This is a genomic window from Pseudoduganella sp. jia 9 (assembly GCF_055502615.1).
On sequence record NZ_JBUPWE010000001.1, the window covers coordinates 293,789 to 309,997 of the forward strand.

Consider the following 16,209-nt stretch of genomic DNA (forward strand, 5'->3'; position numbering starts at 1 on the left):
GCGAGACCTTTCATGTACGAGAGTTATTACGGGCTTAGCGACAAGCCCTTCCGCTTGCGGCCGGATCCCCACTTCTTTTTCGGCAGCAAGGGGCACAAGCGCGCAATGGCTTACCTGGAGTACGGTCTGGCACAGGGCGAGGGGTTCATCGTGATCACCGGTGAAGTGGGGGCAGGCAAGACCACCCTGGTGCGTAACCTGTTCCGTCAGATCGAATCGGATCGCATCGTGGCCGCGCACATCGTCAACACCCACGTCAACGCAGACGACATCTTGCGCGGTGTAGTGGCCGCATTCGGCCTGCCGTTCGAGGACAGTGCCAGCAAGACCACGCTGCTGGCGCGCCTGGAGAACTTTCTGCGCAGCTGCGATCAGGCAGGTAAGCGGGCACTGCTGGTGGTTGATGAAGCGCAGAACCTGACCCCTCGTGTGGTGGAAGAATTGCGTATGCTGTCGAACTTTCAGTCTGACGATAAGCCACTGCTGCAGACGTTCCTGCTGGGGCAGCCGGAGTTCCGCGCAACGCTGCACAACCCCGCCATGCAGCAATTGCGCCAGCGCGTGATCGCCACCTACCATCTGGGTCCGATGGATGAGCTGGAGACCCAGGCCTATATTGAACATCGCTTGCTTACCGTAGGCTGGAAAGGCGACCCGTCGTTTACGCCGGCGGCCTATGCGGCGATTTATGAGTTCACCGGAGGTATACCGCGCACGACCAACCACTTGTGCGACCGTTTGTTGCTGATGGGCTTCCTGGAGGAAATGCATGCCTTTACCGACGCCGACGTCGATACCGTCATTCGCGACATCCAGCAGGAATTCGAGCCTCCCTCCACCACACCGGCGGCTGCAGCGCCGCTGGCGGATTCGGTTGGTTTCGATGCTGAAAACGCCGTGTTCGCGAACCAGTACCCGGCAGTGCTGGATGAGCGCATGTTACGGCTGGAGCGGTCGATGGGCTCGGTTCTGTCGATCCTGAAACGCATTGTAAGTACGCCGGCCGGCGTGAACCAGGGCTTGGATGAATGAACATGACTGACAGCGAAAAAATCCACCGTATCCTGTGTGTCGTCGGCGCCCGCCCGAACTTCATGAAAATGGCGCCGATCATGGCTGCGTTCGATGCGTTGCCGGGCGTGGAAGCAAAGCTCGTCCATACGGGGCAGCACTACGATGTCGCGATGAATCACCAGTATTTCCAGGCGCTGAACATTCCCGATCCAGACATCAATCTCGAAGTCGGTAGCGGCAGCCACGCGCAGCAGACCGCGGAGGTGATGCGCCGGTTCGAACCAGCGATGGACGACACGGCACCATCGGCCGTCCTGGTGGTCGGCGACGTCAACTCCACGATCGCCTGCGCGCTGGTGGCAGCCAAGAAAGGCGTCCCGGTAATCCACGTTGAAGCGGGCCTGCGCAGCTTCGACCGGACGATGCCCGAAGAAATCAATCGCGTGCTGACCGACCAGCTGTCCGACCTTCTGTTCACGACAGAAGAAAGCGGCCGTGCCAATTTATTAAAAGAAGGCATTGCCGATGCGCGCATCCATTTCGTCGGCAATGTCATGATCGATACGCTTCGCTTGAACCGGCCGCGGGCCGTGCCAGCAGCGCAGATCGCCGCCGACGCCAACCGTCCAGGCTTCGCTGCCAAAGGGTTTGCCGTACTCACGCTGCACCGGCCATCGAATGTCGACGATCCGCTCATCCTGGAGCGCCTGCTGGAGACGGCCGCCAGGATCAGCGAGCGGGTGCCGGTGATTTTCCCTGTTCATCCACGAACGCGAGCGACGATTGAACGGTTCGGCCTTCTGCCCTTGCTCGACCGCGCATCCATTCTGTTGCTGCCGCCGATGGGGTACCTGGAAATGCTGGGCCTGATGGCCGAGGCGAAGGTTGTTCTGACCGATTCCGGCGGTATCCAGGAAGAGACAACGGCGCTTGGCACCCCATGCATCACGCTTCGCGACAACACCGAACGCCCGATCACGGTCGAGGAAGGCACCAATACCATCGCCGGCAACGACCCGGCCGCGATTCTGGCCGCCTTCGATAATGTGCTGGAACGCGGAGGCAAGGCTGGCCGCGTACCCCATTTCTGGGATGGCCATGCCGCCGAGCGCATTGTTGCAATCGTGGCCGCCTGGCTGGCAAACCGCTAGGACCGCCATGAATGCTCCCGTACGCCCATTGCATGTGCCCACGCCAAACGTAGCATTGCTGCGCAATGCCATGACGATCGACGTCGAGGATTACTTTCAGGTGTCCGCCTTCGCCGATCATATCGCCCGCGACAGCTGGCCATCACGGGAATGCCGCGTTGAAGCCAACATCGAGCGCATCCTTGCAATCCTGGAAGAAGGCGGCGCTCACGGGACATTTTTCACCCTCGGCTGGATCGCCGAGCGCTATCCCGGCATGGTGAAGCGCATCGTCTCTGGTGGCCATGAACTGGCCAGCCATGGCTACGGACATCTGCGCGCATCGGACCAGACCCGCGAACAGTTCCTGGATGACGTCGTCCGCAGCAAGGCGATCCTGGAGGACATCGGCGGCGTTCCGGTATTGGGCTACCGTGCGCCGAGCTTTTCAATCGGCCCCGCCAACCTGTGGGCGCTGGACGTGCTGCAGGAGGCGGGTTACCGGTACAGTTCGTCGATCTACCCGATCGCGCACGACCACTACGGCATGCCCGACGCGCCCCGCTTCGCGTTTTACCCGAACGGAATGAGCGGCTTGCTGGAGGTGCCGATCACCACGGTGCGCATGATGGAACGCAATTTGCCCGCCGGCGGTGGCGGTTATTTTCGTTTGCTGCCGTATGCCCTGTCGCGCCGGCTGATGCGCAGGGTCAATCAAAAGGACCGGCAGCCGGCGATCTTTTATTTCCACCCCTGGGAAATCGATCCGGGTCAGCCACGCATTGGCGGCGTCGGCGCCAAGAGCCGCTTCCGGCATTATGTCAATCTGACGCGAATGGAACGGCGGATCCGCGCGCTGACGCGTGATTTCAAGTGGGGCCGCATGGACCACATCTTCCTGGAGCGTGCATGAGCGCGATCATTGAACAGGCCATGCAACGTGCCCAAGCTGGCGCCGCTGGCGCTGCGGAACCTGCCACGTCATTGGTGGACGAACCGGTTGCGCAATTGGCTCCGTTGTCCGTCCGTCTGCTGGGGGCAGATGACGCCGACCGATTACGCTGGGACGCATTCATTCAGATATGTCCAGAGGCCACGTTCTTTCATCGCGCTGGCTGGCAGCGCGTGATCGAAGAAGCCTTTGGCCATCGCACCTGGTTCCTTCTGGCCGAGCGTGACGGCGATATTGAAGGCGTACTGCCGCTGGCCCAGATCAAGAGCCGTCTGTTCGGCCATTCGTTGATCGCGCTGCCGTTCTGCGTGTATGGCGGCGTGGCAGCGCGTACCGGCGAGGCGCGGACCGCCCTCGACGCCGAAGCACTTCGGCTGGCACGGTCACTGAATGTGGGACACCTCGAATACCGCAATCTTCTGCCTGCCCATCCGGACGATCCGGCCTGGCTGGGCAAGGACCTGTACGTGACGTTCCGCAAGGAGATCAGCGGCGACGACGAAACCAACATGAATGCCATTCCGCGCAAGCAGCGCGCAATGGTCCGCAAGGGCATCAAGTTGGAATTGACGGGCGAGATTGATGAGCACGTCGACCGCTTCTTTACCGCCTATGCGAACAGCGTGCATCGACTGGGGACTCCGGTATTTTCCAAGAAATATTTCCGCTTGTTGAAGGAAGAGTTTCGCGACGACTGTGAAGTGCGCGTCATCGTGCAAGGCGAGGGCACCGAGAAGCGTCTGGTTGCCGCCGTGCTGAGCTTCTTTTTCCGCAACGAGGTCTTGCCGTATTACGGTGGCGGCATGCCGGTCGCACGTGATGTCGCCGGCAACGACTTCATGTACTGGAACCTCATGCAGGCCGCCGCTGCGAAGGGATATCGTATTTTCGATTTCGGCCGCAGCAAGCGGGGTACCGGGGCTTTCGACTTCAAGAAGAATTGGGGCTTTGTGGCCCAGCCGCTCCCCTACGCATACCAGCTGGTCGCGGCGCAGGATCTCCCGGATGTGAATCCGCTGAATCCGAAGTACCAAATGTTCATCAAGCTGTGGCAGAAGCTGCCGCTGCCGCTGGCGAATGCACTTGGGCCGCACATCGTCAAGGACTTGGGGTGACACGTGGAAGACCTGCTGTTGTTGGTGCATCGCATTCCCTATCCGCCGAACAAGGGGGACAAGATCCGCTCGTGGCACCTGCTGCGGTATCTCGCCACGCGCTACCGGGTGCATCTGGCAACCTTCGTCGACGACCCCGCGGACTGGCAATTCGTGACGCACGTGCGCAAGCTGTGCGCATCGAGCCATTTCGCACCGTTGAATCCTCGCCGCGCACGGCTGCGCAGCCTGCGCGCGCTGCTGGCAAACCGTGCGCTTTCCCTCGATTACTACAGTGACCGCTCCACCCGAACCTGGGTGCGCCGCACGATGCGTGATGCCGGCATCGAACGCATTGTGGTGTTCTCGTCGCCGATGGCGCAATACATGCATGGCGTACCCGAAGCGTGTCGTATAGTCGACTTTTGCGATGTCGACTCCGAGAAGTGGCGTGCCTACGCGGACAAGAAATCCTGGCCGGCCAGCCTGCTGTACGGCTATGAGGCGGATCGCCTGTTGCGCTACGAACGCAAGGTCGCGGCGGACAGCGATGCAGCATTGTTTGTCTCGGCGCCCGAAGCCGAACTATTTCGCAACCTGGCGCCGGAAAGCGCAGCCCGCATTGGCTGGTTCGGCAACGGTGTCGATACCGCCTATTTTTCACCGGATGCCGACTATGCCAACCCATACGCAGCGGGAGAAAATCCCCTGGTCTTCTGCGGCGCTATGGATTACTGGCCGAACGTGGATGCGGTCCAGTGGTTTGCGCGGGGCGTGCTGCCACTCGTAAGAAATCGTGTCCCGCAGGCGTCTTTTGTGATCGTCGGCGCACGGCCTGCACCCGAGGTGCAGGCGTTGGCGAGCCTGCCCGGCGTGTCCGTCACCGGCACCGTGCCCGACGTGCGGCCATATGTCGCCCACGCCGCGTTGTCTGTGGCGCCGCTGCGCGTGGCACGTGGCATCCAGAACAAGGTGCTGGAGGCGATGTCGATGGCGAAAGCCGTCGTTGTCAGTCCGCAGGCGCTGGAAGGCATCGACGCCGCAGCCGGCAGCGAGGTGCTGCTCGCAGAACATGCCGCCGATGTGGCGGACACGATTGTCGACGCGCTGGCAGACAGCGCGCTGCGGGCGGCACTTGGCCGTGCTGCCCGCGCCCGCGTCGAGGCTTCGTATGGCTGGGACGCCAGGCTGGCACCGCTCGATGCGTTGCTGGAGGCTCCTCGGCAGCCTGCCGGTGCTGCGCAGCGCCAGGCCAGCCTTTCTTCACCGACATGGAATCGGGCATGAATACCATTACCGTTACCGAAGAAGCCAGGCTCGCCACGGCAAGGCCTGCGAATGATGCGCCGCCCAAGGCGCAATGGTGGATCGCCGGGTTTGCCGTGCTGCTGCCGTTGCTCGCTTATTTCGACACGGCGGCGTCAATCGTATCGATCTGGGAACGCTCCGAAACCTTTGCACACGGCTTCGTGATCGTGCCGATCAGCCTGTGGCTGGTATGGCGCCGCAGCGCGCAATTGGCACTGCTACCGGTACAGCCATGCTGGCCGGCGCTTGCCGCGCTGCTACTGTGCGGTGCCGCCTGGATGCTGGCCGTGCTGGGCGACGTGCTGGTGGTGCGCCAATATGCGTTTGCCTTGATGATTCCGCTGACCGTGCTGGCCGTCTACGGCAAGGCGATCGCCCGCGCGCTGGCATTCCCGCTGGCGTTCCTGTTGTTCGGCGTCCCAGTTGGCGAAGGATTGATCGAACCGCTGATCGGTATCACCGCCAATTTCACGGTGGATGCCTTGCGGCTGACCGGCATTCCCGTGCTGCGCGAGGGGAATAACTTCAGCATCCCGAGCGGCAACTGGTCGGTGGTCGAGGCCTGCAGTGGCCTGCGCTATCTCATTTCATCAGTTACGTTGGGCTGCCTGTACGCGTACCTGACATACCAATCGGCGTGGCGTCGCGTCCTGTTCGTCATGGTCGCGCTGGCGCTGCCAGTGCTGGCCAATGGCCTGCGGGCCTACATGATCGTGATGATCGGCCACACCAGCAACATGACGTTGGCCGTCGGCGTCGACCACCTGATCTATGGCTGGGCATTCTTCGGCCTGGTGATGCTGCTGCTGTTCTGGATCGGCAGCTTCTGGCGCGAGGATGCCCCGGCAGCGCCCGCGCTGGCAAGAACAATGCCGCGAGCCCCGTCGGTTTCCCCGGCGCATATGGCCGCCGCAGTGCTCGGCGTCGCGGCGTGTGTCGGCGTCTGGCCCGCCTACGGCTGGTATATCGAGCGCGGCAATATAACGCCGCCACCGGTCGAGCTGACATCGTTCGTGGCCAAGGCGCCTGCCGCTCCGGCGTTTACTGCATGGGAACCGGACTTCGCGCCTGCCAGCGCCACCTTGCGAACCTTTTACCAGGTCGCCAATCAGCCGGTGGGCTTCGTGATGAAGTACTACCGTGATGGCAATGGGGGCAAGCTGATCAGTTCTACCAACAGGCTGACGGCGCAGCGCAGTGGCTGGCACGAGACAGGCGTCGCGATTCGGGCGGAAACCATCGCAGGCAGGCCGATCGTGATGCGGGAAACCACATTGATGGGGCCCGAAGGGCGCTTTGTCGTCTGGCAGTGGTACGACATCGGCGGTCATTACACGACGAGCAACTATGCGGGGAAATTGTTGCAAACGAAACAAAAATTTCTGACTGGCAGTGATGATGGTGCTGCGTTGATGCTATTCTCACCATACGATGAGAATCCAGCGAGTGCGCGCCCAGCGTTACGTGCTTTCCTGCAAACCCATCTTGCCTCGATCGACGCCGTGCTCGCGGCCAACGCGCGACAGTGAAGCCATGAACGACGCACCGCTCATCGTCCATCTGATCTACCGGCTCGACTTCGGCGGGCTGGAAACGCTGCTGGTCGAGCGGATCAACCGAATGCCAGTCAATGCCTATCGGCACGCGGTCGTGTGCCTGACCGATTTCAACCCTGCTTTCGCCAGCAAAATTACCCGTGCCGACGTGCCGATCCACGCGCTGTACAAGCAGCCTGGTCAATCCCCCGGAACGCATGTGGCTCTATGGCGGCTGCTGCGTGAACTGCGCCCGGCGGTTCTGCATTCGTACAACCTGTCCGCCGTCGAATATGGCCCGGCCGCGTTGCTTGCCAACGTTCCGGTACGCATTAATGGTGCCCACGGCCGGGACCACGACGATCCACACGGCACCAATCGCAAGCGCAACGCACTGCGCCGCCTGATGGTGCCGTTCTACGACTGCTGCTATGCGAATTCGGCAGCAATGGAAAACTGGAACCGCGCGGTGATCCGCGTTCCTCCGCACAAGAGCCGGATGCTTGCGAACGGCATCGATGCCGAGCGTTTCCATCCCCGCACACCCGCTGGACCAGTGCCGCCGGAAGGCTGGCCGTTCGACCCGATGCATCTCGTCGTCGGCACCGTCGGCCGCGTGCAAGCCGTGAAGGACCATGCCAGCTTGCTCCATGCCTTTGCGCTGCTGCGCAAGCAGCGGCCAGAGCTGCCACTGCGGCTGGCGATCATCGGCGATGGGCCGCTGCTGGAACCGATGCGCGCCATGAGCGCCGCTCTAGGATTGCAGGATGCAGTCTGGCTGCCGGGTGCTCGTACCGACGTTGCGCAGATCCTGCGCAGCCTGAACGTATTCGCCATGTCCTCGATCGCCGAGGGAACGCCCGGTTCCGCACTCGAAGCAATGGCAAGCGGTTTGCCGGTGGTCGGCACGCATGTTGGGGGCATTCCCGAAGTGGTGGACGATGGCGTCACGGGTATCCTCGTACCGCCGTCCGATCCCGACGCGATGGCGGCAGCACTCGATCGATACGCCACGTCGCCTGACATGGCATCGCGGCACGGCGCTGCCGGCCGCGAACGGGTGCTCCGAAAATACAGCATGACGGCAATGGTCGCAGCCTATCAGGGCATGTACGACAGCCTGTGCGAACGAAAGATCAAGACCAGAGGGGCGGTGACATCATGTGCGGAATAGTAGGAATAATGGATACGCGCGGCCGGCGCGACATCGACGAGGCCTTGCTCCGGCGGATGAACGACACCCAGTTCCACCGGGGGCCCGACGAAGGCGATATCTATCGCGAACCTGGAGTCGGCTTCGGCCACCGCCGGCTGTCCGTCATCGACCTGTCGCTGGGCCAGCAGCCACTCGGCAATGAAGATGGCAGCGTGATGGTCTGCTACAACGGCGAGATCTACAATTATCGCGAGTTGACGGCCGAGCTGAAGGCACTGGGCCACGTTTTCAGGACGAAGAGCGACACCGAGGTGATCGTGCACGCGTGGGAAGAGTGGGGCGAGGCCTGCGTCGAACGCTTCCGCGGCATGTTCGCTTTCGGCCTGTGGGACCGCAACCAGCAGTTGATGTTCCTGGCGCGCGATCACATGGGTGTCAAGCCGATGTTCTATACGATGCTGCCCGACGGGTTGTTTGCCTTCAGCTCCGAATTGAAAGCCCTGCGTTCGCTTCCCGGCCTGCCGCGCGAGATTGACCCGCGCGCCGTCGAGGATTATTTCGCCTACGGCTACGTGCCAGAGCCGAAGACGATCTACCAGGGCGCTTTCAAGCTGTCGCCGGGTTTCCGGCTGGTGCAGAAGGTAGGCGCGCCACTGGCCGCGGCGCAGCGCTGGTGGGACGTGCCATTCAAACTGCACCACGCCATGACGGAAAGCGATGCACAGGGCGAGCTGGTCGAACGGTTGCGCGATTCCGTGCGCAGCCAATTGGTAGCCGAGGTGCCATTGGGCGCATTCCTGTCGGGCGGCGTCGATTCCAGCGCCGTGGTGGCGATGATGGCGGGCCTCAACAATGCACCCGTCAATACCTGCTCGATCGGCTTTCGTGACCGCGCTTTCGATGAATCCGCGTATGCCGCGCAAGTAGCGCAGCAGTACCGGACCGATCACCATGTTCAAACGGTCGATACCGACGATTTCGGCCTGCTCGACACCCTGTCGGACCTGTACGATGAGCCATATGCCGACAGTTCGGCGATCCCCACCTACCGCGTGTGCCAACTGGCGCGCCAGCGCGTGACGGTGGCACTGTCCGGCGACGGTGGCGACGAAAACCTGGCCGGTTATCGCCGCTACCGCTACACGATGGCGGAAGAACGGGTCAGGGGACGGATTCCGTCAGCATTGCGCCGGCCGCTGTTCGGTACGCTGGGCCGCTACTATCCAAAGGCAGATTGGGCACCTCGCGTATTCCGCGCCAAGAGCACGTTCGAATCGCTGTCGCGCGACCTGGTGGAAGGTTATTTCCACGGTGTGTCGATCATGACCGACGCAATGCGCGCCCAGCTGTTTTCCGACACGTTCCGCACGAGCCTGCAGGGTTACCGTGCGATCGATGTGATGCGTGGCCACGCGCAGCATTCGCCGACGGACGATCCGCTGTCGCTGATCCAGTACCTGGACATGAAGACCTACTTGCCAGGCGATATCCTGACGAAAGTGGACCGTGCCAGCATGGCTCACGCGCTCGAGGTTCGCGTACCGCTGCTGGATCATCAATTGGTCGAGTGGATATCCGGCCTGCCCTCGGAAATGAAGCTGAAAGGCAGCGAAGGAAAGTACATCTTCAAGAAAAGCATGGAAAAGTACTTGCCACACGATATCCTGTACCGGCGCAAGCAGGGCTTTGCGGTGCCGCTGGCCGCCTGGTTCCGGGGCCCGCTGCGCGAACGCGTACGCACGTCGCTGCTGGGCCCGAACCTGGCCGCTACCGGGATGTTCAATGCCGCCTTCCTGGCTGAAATGGTGGAACATCATCAGTCCGGCCGTCGCGACTACAGCGCGCCGATCTGGACGCTGTTGATGTTCGAAGCCTTCCTGAAAAAAGAAATGCAGGCATAACATGGGCACTTCCGACATTGCCAGTATCACCGCGCGGCCGTTGAGGATCCTGCATGTGCTGGATCATTCGATTCCGCTGCACAGCGGTTATACGTTCCGCACCCGCTCGATCCTCCAGCAGCAGCGTGCGCTCGGGTGGGACACGCACCATATCACCAGCCCAAAACATGCAGCGGCGAATGGCAGCAGTGGCGACACGCACGAAACCGTGGACGGCCTGCGCTTCTTCCGCACCGAGCCCGCCCAAGGCATGCTGTCGCGCATGCCCATGCTGAACCAGCTGGCCGTGATCGACCGGCTGGCCGCCCGGTTGCTGCAAGTGGCACTGGACGTGAAGCCGGACATCCTCCACGCGCACTCGCCGGCACTGAACGCGGTCGCCGCACTGCGCGTGGGGCGCAAACTGGGTATCCCGGTCGTGTATGAAATCCGCGCTTTCTGGGAAGATGCTGCTGTCGACCATGGCACAAGCAAGGAATGGGGCATGCGCTACCGCCTTACGCGAGCAATGGAGACATGGGCATTGAAACGTGTCGATGCCGCCACCACGATCTGCGAGGGGTTGCGCAACGAGATCGTCGGCCGCGGAATTCCCGCGCAAAAGATCGAAGTAATCCCCAACGCGGTCGATATCGGCGATTTTTCGGTGGGAGGCGCGCGCGACGAGGCGCTCGCCAGCGAGCTGGGCCTGCAAGAAAAAAACGTGCTGGGCTTTATCGGCTCGTTCTATGCATATGAAGGCTTGAACGTGCTGCTCGATGCCGTGCCGGCGATGCTGGCGCAGCGGCCGGACCTGCGCGTGCTGCTGGTCGGTGGTGGCCCCCAGGATGCCGCGCTGCGGGCGCAAGCCCAGGCACTCGGCATCGGAAAGCAGGTGATCTTCACGGGCAGGGTACCGCACCAGGAAGTGCAGCGCTATTACAACCTGGTGGACGTCCTGTGCTATCCGCGCCTGAAGATGCGGCTGACGGATCTCGTGACTCCCCTGAAGCCGCTGGAAGCGATGGCGCAAGGCCGGCTGGTGGCCGCATCGGACGTGGGAGGGCATCGCGAACTGATCGAGGATGGCCGCACCGGCGTGCTGTTCATGGCCGGCGACGCGACTGCGCTGGCGAAGCGGGTACTGGCCTTGCTGGCGGCGCCGGAACAGTGGCCACAGTTGAGGGAACAGGGGCGGCGCTTCGTCGAGAACGAACGCAATTGGGCTGCCAGCGTGGCACGTTACCGGAAGGTGTATGGCAACCTGGTGGCGGGGGAGCGCAAATGACGATACTGTCGATCGGTCTCGTCGGACCGTTGCCGCCGCCTTCCGGCGGCATGGCGAACCAGACCTTGCAGCTCGCCGCGTTATTGCGCGGCGAAGGGATCGAAGTCTCGACCGTGCAGGTCAATGAGCCTTACAGGCCGGCATGGGTTGGCCGCATCAAAGGATTGCGCGCAATCGCACGGCTGCTGCCCTACTTGGCTTGCCTGTGGCGCACTGCCGGCAACGTGCAGGTATTTCATGTGATGGCCAATTCTGGCTGGTCGTGGCATTTGTTTGCCGCGCCGGCGATCTGGATCGCCCGCCTGCGCGGCAGACCCGTCGTCGTCAATTACCGGGGTGGCGAAGCCGATGATTTCCTGGCCCGCGCACGGCGTTGGGTCGCTCCGAGCCTGGAGCGCGCGGACGCCGTCATCGTGCCGTCCGGTTTCCTGGAAACCGTGTTCGGCAAATACGGTCTTTCGACGCAAGTGGTGCCGAATATCGTCAATCTGGAGCGCTTCTCATCGGTTCGCGAACCGCAAAGCGGTACCAGTCTGCGTCTGCTCGTCGCCCGCAACCTGGAACCGATCTATGACAACGCGTCCGCGCTGCGCGCTCTCGTCCTGGTGCGCGAACGCCATCCGGATGCCACGCTGGTCATTGCCGGTTCCGGCCCGCTGCGCATGGAACTGGAACAGCTGGCGGCGGAACTGGGCATCGCGCAAGCTGTCACGTTCACTGGCCGCGTCGACAACGCGGCCATGGCAGCGCTGTATCGCAATGCGGACGTGATGCTCAATCCCAGCCTGGTCGACAACATGCCCAATTCCGTGCTCGAATCGCTGGCCTGCGGCGTGCCGGTGGTCAGCACGAATGTGGGCGGCGTACCGTATCTCGTCGAAGATGGCCGCACGGCGTTGCTGGTGCCGCCGCAAGCGCCCAAGGCAATGGCTGCTGCGATTCTGCGGCTGGCAGCCGAGCCCGCGCTGGCGGCGTCGCTGCGCGAAGCGGGCCTGCGGCAGGTGCAGCTATACACGTGGGCGAGCGTGCGTCCGCGCCTTCTCGCGGTCTATCAACATGTGCTGGCCTCGCGTGCCAGCACCACCGCGGTGAGCCAGCCATGACCATGCAGAATGCGCGCTATCGTCCCGCGCCGTACACGGCGCTTGTCACGAACCTGATCTTTCCATTGCACGAGCGTGTCAAGCAGCACCGCAGCGTAGCGGTACGCAAGCAACTCGAGGAATCACAGTATTGGCCGGAAGAACGGCTGCGCGAACTGCAGTTGCAGCGCCTGCGCCGCTTGCTGGCGCGTGCCGGCACCACGGTGCCGTATTTCCGCGACCTGTTTGCACAGATCGGCTTCGATCCGGTAACTGACGTGCGCAGCCTGGACGACCTGGCCCGGCTGCCGTTGATGGACAAGACTGTCATCAGGACCAATGTCGACAGCTTGAAGGCCGACGATGCGGTGGGCCTGGCCCGGTTCAATACCGGAGGTTCCAGCGGCGAGCCACTGATCTTTTACATCGGCAAGGAACGCGTCAGCCATGACGTGGCCGCGAAATGGCGTGCCACGCGCTGGTGGAACGTCGATATCGGTGACCCGGAAATCGTGGTGTGGGGCTCGCCGATAGAACTGGGCGCGCAGGACCGCGTGCGCGCACTGCGCGATCTGCTGCTGCGTACGCATCTGCTGCCGGCATTCGAAATGTCGGCGGCCAAGCTCGACGGTTTTGTGGCACGTATCCGGGCCCACAAGCCACGCATGCTGTTCGGTTATCCATCGGCGCTGTCGCACATCGCGCGCCATGCCTGTGCCAGGGGCCAGCGCATGGACGATCTGGGCATTCGGGTTGCCTTCGTCACTTCCGAGCGCCTGTACGATGAGCAGCGCGCGCAAATCTCCAGCACCTTTGGCTGCCCGGTCGCCAACGGCTACGGCGGGCGCGACGCTGGCTTCATTGCCCACCAGTGCCCGGAAGGCGGCATGCACATCACTGCCGAGGATATCGTCGTCGAGATCCTCGGCGTCGACGGCAAGCCGGTACCCCGCGGACAGGCCGGCGAAATCGTCGTCACACACCTGGCCACCGGCGACTTCCCGTTCATCCGTTACCGCACCGGCGATATCGGCGTGCTGGGCACGCAGCAGTGCGGCTGCGGACGCGGCCTGCCGCTGCTGCAGGAAATCCAGGGCCGCAGCACCGATTTTCTCGTCGCACGGGACGGTACCGTAATGCACGGACTCGCCCTGGTATACATCTTGCGCGATCTGCCGCAAGTCCAGGCGTTCAAGATCACGCAGGAAAGCCTGGATCTGACGCGTGTGCAGGTCGTCCTCGCAACGCCGCTCGATGCCCAGGCGTTCGGCAAGCTGCAACGCCAGATCGAGCGCGGCTTCAAGGCTCGGCTCGGCACCGGCGTCGCCGTCGAGGTCGAGCCGGTTGCCGAAATCGCCGCGGAAAAATCCGGCAAGTTCCGCTACGTCGTCAGCAAGGTGGTCGCCGGGAGCGTTGCCGCATGAGGGACGTCGTCATCATGCTGCTGGTGTTCGGGTCGCTGCCGTATATCTTCAAGCGTCCCTCGTTCGGCATGGTGATGTGGATCTGGATCAGCGTGATGAACCCGCATACCCAAGGGTGGGGCTTCGCACGCGAGTTTCCATTCGCCGCCATCATCGCGGTGACGACCGTGGCTGCGATGGCGACCAACGCGCACCGCAAATACCGCTATCCGATGACTCCGGTCACCGTCACGTTCCTGGTCTTCATTGCCTACATGTGCCTGACAGCCGCGTTCGCGATTCATCCGGACCAGATCATGCCGCAACTGATCAAGGTGCTGAAGATCATGGGCATGACCATCGTCGTCATGATGCTGCTGCGCAAACGCAAGCATGTCGAGTGGCTGATCTGGACCGTGGTGGTCTCCATCGGCTTCTACGGCGTCAAGGGGGGGATTTTCACATTGCGCAGCGGCGGGCAGTACCGCGTATGGGGACCGATCGGCACCTTCATCGACGGTAACAACGAGATCGCGCTGGCGCTCGTGATGACGGTCCCGCTGATGCTGTATCTGTACACCCAGATGACCCACAAGTGGGCGAAGCGGGCGATGCTCGTGTCGATGTTATTGTGCGCGCTGGCGTCGATCGCTTCGTACTCGCGCGGCGCGGCGATCGCGATGGTGGGGATGCTGGCATTCCTGTGGCTGAAGAGCCGCAACAAGGCAATGCTTGGTACGCTGCTGATCCTTTGCGTACCGGTCGCGATGGTGTTCATGCCCGAGCAGTGGCATGCCCGCATCGATACGATCGATGAATATGAGCAGGATATGTCGGCGATGGGGCGCATCAACGCCTGGTGGATGGCTTTTCACCTGGCCAACGACCGGCCGCTGGGCGGAGGCTTCGAAATCTATGATTCCTACGTGTTCCAGATGTATGCGCCGATCCCCGAGGATGTTCATGCCGCACACAGTATTTATTTCCAGGTGCTGGGCGAGCATGGCTGGGGCGGATTCACGATTTACCTCGCGCTTGGCATTCTTACCTGGCTGACCGGTTCGCGCATCATCAGCCGTTCCGCTCCTTTCACCGAACTGGCCTGGGCCGGCAACCTGGCGCGCATGGTCCAGGTCAGCCTGCTGGGCTTCGCGGTTGGTGGCGCCTTCCTCAGCCTTACTTATTTCGACGTGCCGTATTACTTGATGGCTGCCATGGTCGCAACGCATCTGATCGTCGAGCGCGAGCGGAAGGTGCTGGCGCCGAAACCGCTTGTTAACCCCCTCGCGCCCGAACCCGATCCGCCGGATGAAACAGCCCCAGAAGAAGAGCTTCGCCATGAAACAGCCTGAAGTCGGTACGACCCCGGCCATCGCCGCGCATTCCAGCACTGCACCGCTGCTCGAAAAAAGCCTGTTGTCGCTGCTGTCGCCGGGCGGCCGGCATGGCCTGTCGATCCTGATCTATCACCGCGTGCTGCCACAAAAGGATCCGCTGTTTCCCAGCGAAGTCGATGCCGCTGAATTTTCCAGCCAGATCGGCATGCTGAAATCACACTTCAACGTGCTGCCGCTGCTGGAAGCGGTACGGCGCTCGAAAGATGGCACTCTGCCGCCGCGGGCTGCGGCGATCACGTTCGATGACGGCTACGCCGATAATGCCGAGGTAGCGCTGCCGATCCTGCAGCGGCACGGCCTGCACGCCACCTTCTTCGTTGCCACGGGCTTCCTGAATGGCGGACGGATGTGGAACGACAGCGTGTACGAACTGGTGCGGCGTGCACCGGACGGGATGTTTGACGCCACGCCACTGGGTCTCGGTACTCATCCCCTCCACACGCTGGCCGACCGCCGGGATGCCATCCCGGCGTTGATTGGGCAATTGAAATACTTGCCGATGGAAGAGCGCCAGCAGCTGGTCGACCGGCTGGTGGCGCTGGCCGGAGTGGCGCTGCCGGCGGATCTGATGATGACCACCGCCCAGGTGCGCAAGCTGCACGCCGCCGGCATGGGCATCGGAGCACACACTGTCAATCATCCCATCCTGGCGCGCCTGTCCGATCAGGACGCACGCGAAGAAATCGCGCAAGGCAAGCTGGCGCTGGAAGACATGATCGGTACCAGCGTGCCGCTGTTCGCTTACCCCAACGGCAAGCCGGGCGAGGATTACGAAGCGCGCCATGTCGCGATGGCACGCGAACTGCGGTTCGAAGGCGCCGTGTCGACGTCGTGGGGCGCGAGCCGCGGCCGGCCGGACCAGTTCCAGCTGCCCCGCTTTACACCATGGGACAGGAGCCGGCTGCGCTTCGTCCTGCGCATGGCACGCAACCTGGCCACGAGCGCACGGCTGGCATAAGAAGCAATAACG

13 protein-coding genes are annotated in these 16,209 nt (G+C 62.5%); all 13 read left to right on the plus strand.

From position 1 onward, the window contains the following. Window positions 1-12 precede the first annotated feature (12 nt). Window positions 13-1,032, plus strand: coding sequence for an XrtA/PEP-CTERM system-associated ATPase (locus tag ACY34H_RS01335; protein ID WP_464975678.1), 1,020 nt, complete (start codon window positions 13-15; stop codon window positions 1,030-1,032). Window positions 1,033-1,034: 2 nt separating this feature from the next. Beyond that, window positions 1,035-2,165 carry a non-hydrolyzing UDP-N-acetylglucosamine 2-epimerase gene (wecB, locus tag ACY34H_RS01340; RefSeq protein WP_464975679.1) on the plus strand — a complete coding sequence of 377 codons (1,131 nt, stop codon included), beginning with the start codon at window positions 1,035-1,037 and terminating at the stop codon, window positions 2,163-2,165. Window positions 2,166-2,235: 70 nt separating this feature from the next. Then, window positions 2,236-3,057 (plus strand): XrtA system polysaccharide deacetylase, encoded by an 822-nt coding sequence (locus ACY34H_RS01345; RefSeq protein WP_464975680.1) that lies wholly within the window; start codon window positions 2,236-2,238, stop codon window positions 3,055-3,057. Next, on the plus strand, window positions 3,054-4,211 hold the full coding sequence (locus ACY34H_RS01350; RefSeq protein ID WP_464975681.1) for a FemAB family XrtA/PEP-CTERM system-associated protein: 1,158 nt from the start codon (window positions 3,054-3,056) through the stop codon (window positions 4,209-4,211). Before ACY34H_RS01345 ends, ACY34H_RS01350 begins: the two co-directional genes overlap by 4 nt. Window positions 4,212-4,214: 3 nt before the next feature. Further along, window positions 4,215-5,477, plus strand: a complete 1,263-nt coding sequence (locus tag ACY34H_RS01355) for a TIGR03087 family PEP-CTERM/XrtA system glycosyltransferase (protein ID WP_464975682.1) — start codon at window positions 4,215-4,217, stop codon at window positions 5,475-5,477. Beyond that, a complete protein-coding gene (gene xrtA / locus ACY34H_RS01360; protein ID WP_464975683.1) occupies window positions 5,474-7,027 on the plus strand; it encodes an exosortase A in 1,554 nt (517 codons plus the stop codon). Before ACY34H_RS01355 ends, xrtA begins: the two co-directional genes overlap by 4 nt. 4 nt (window positions 7,028-7,031) lie before the next feature. Beyond that, on the plus strand, window positions 7,032-8,207 hold the full coding sequence (locus ACY34H_RS01365) for a TIGR03088 family PEP-CTERM/XrtA system glycosyltransferase (RefSeq protein WP_464975684.1): 1,176 nt from the start codon (window positions 7,032-7,034) through the stop codon (window positions 8,205-8,207). Further along, window positions 8,195-10,090, plus strand: coding sequence for an XrtA/PEP-CTERM system amidotransferase (locus tag ACY34H_RS01370; RefSeq protein WP_464975685.1), 1,896 nt, complete (start codon window positions 8,195-8,197; stop codon window positions 10,088-10,090). The genes ACY34H_RS01365 and ACY34H_RS01370 overlap by 13 nt, the downstream gene beginning before the upstream one ends. Before the next feature lie 40 nt (window positions 10,091-10,130). Next, complete coding sequence (locus ACY34H_RS01375) at window positions 10,131-11,357, plus strand: TIGR04063 family PEP-CTERM/XrtA system glycosyltransferase (protein ID WP_464975779.1); 1,227 nt, start codon at window positions 10,131-10,133, stop codon at window positions 11,355-11,357. Further along, complete coding sequence (locus ACY34H_RS01380; protein WP_464975686.1) at window positions 11,354-12,460, plus strand: glycosyltransferase family 4 protein; 1,107 nt, start codon at window positions 11,354-11,356, stop codon at window positions 12,458-12,460. The genes ACY34H_RS01375 and ACY34H_RS01380 overlap by 4 nt, the downstream gene beginning before the upstream one ends. Next, entirely contained in the window at window positions 12,457-13,863 is a 1,407-nt protein-coding gene (locus ACY34H_RS01385; protein WP_464975687.1) for a phenylacetate--CoA ligase family protein, read from the plus strand. Before ACY34H_RS01380 ends, ACY34H_RS01385 begins: the two co-directional genes overlap by 4 nt. Beyond that, window positions 13,860-15,194, plus strand: coding sequence for a putative O-glycosylation ligase, exosortase A system-associated (locus ACY34H_RS01390; protein WP_464975688.1), 1,335 nt, complete (start codon window positions 13,860-13,862; stop codon window positions 15,192-15,194). Before ACY34H_RS01385 ends, ACY34H_RS01390 begins: the two co-directional genes overlap by 4 nt. After that, window positions 15,181-16,197: a polysaccharide deacetylase family protein gene (locus ACY34H_RS01395; protein WP_464975689.1), complete on the plus strand. Its 1,017-nt coding sequence runs from the start codon at window positions 15,181-15,183 to the stop codon at window positions 16,195-16,197. Before ACY34H_RS01390 ends, ACY34H_RS01395 begins: the two co-directional genes overlap by 14 nt. The last annotated feature ends 12 nt before the right edge of the window (window positions 16,198-16,209 follow it).

Coding starts and splice junctions, on each gene's coding strand:
- ACY34H_RS01335 (WP_464975678.1), top strand. CDS start 13: ATGTACGAGAGTTATTACGGGCTTAGCGACAAGCCCTTCCGCTTGCGG.
- wecB (WP_464975679.1), top strand. CDS start 1,035: ATGACTGACAGCGAAAAAATCCACCGTATCCTGTGTGTCGTCGGCGCC.
- ACY34H_RS01345 (WP_464975680.1), top strand. CDS start 2,236: ATGACGATCGACGTCGAGGATTACTTTCAGGTGTCCGCCTTCGCCGAT.
- ACY34H_RS01350 (WP_464975681.1), top strand. CDS start 3,054: ATGAGCGCGATCATTGAACAGGCCATGCAACGTGCCCAAGCTGGCGCC.
- xrtA (WP_464975683.1), top strand. CDS start 5,474: ATGAATACCATTACCGTTACCGAAGAAGCCAGGCTCGCCACGGCAAGG.
- ACY34H_RS01365 (WP_464975684.1), top strand. CDS start 7,032: ATGAACGACGCACCGCTCATCGTCCATCTGATCTACCGGCTCGACTTC.
- ACY34H_RS01370 (WP_464975685.1), top strand. CDS start 8,195: ATGTGCGGAATAGTAGGAATAATGGATACGCGCGGCCGGCGCGACATC.
- ACY34H_RS01380 (WP_464975686.1), top strand. CDS start 11,354: ATGACGATACTGTCGATCGGTCTCGTCGGACCGTTGCCGCCGCCTTCC.
- ACY34H_RS01385 (WP_464975687.1), top strand. CDS start 12,457: ATGACCATGCAGAATGCGCGCTATCGTCCCGCGCCGTACACGGCGCTT.
- ACY34H_RS01390 (WP_464975688.1), top strand. CDS start 13,860: ATGAGGGACGTCGTCATCATGCTGCTGGTGTTCGGGTCGCTGCCGTAT.
- ACY34H_RS01395 (WP_464975689.1), top strand. CDS start 15,181: ATGAAACAGCCTGAAGTCGGTACGACCCCGGCCATCGCCGCGCATTCC.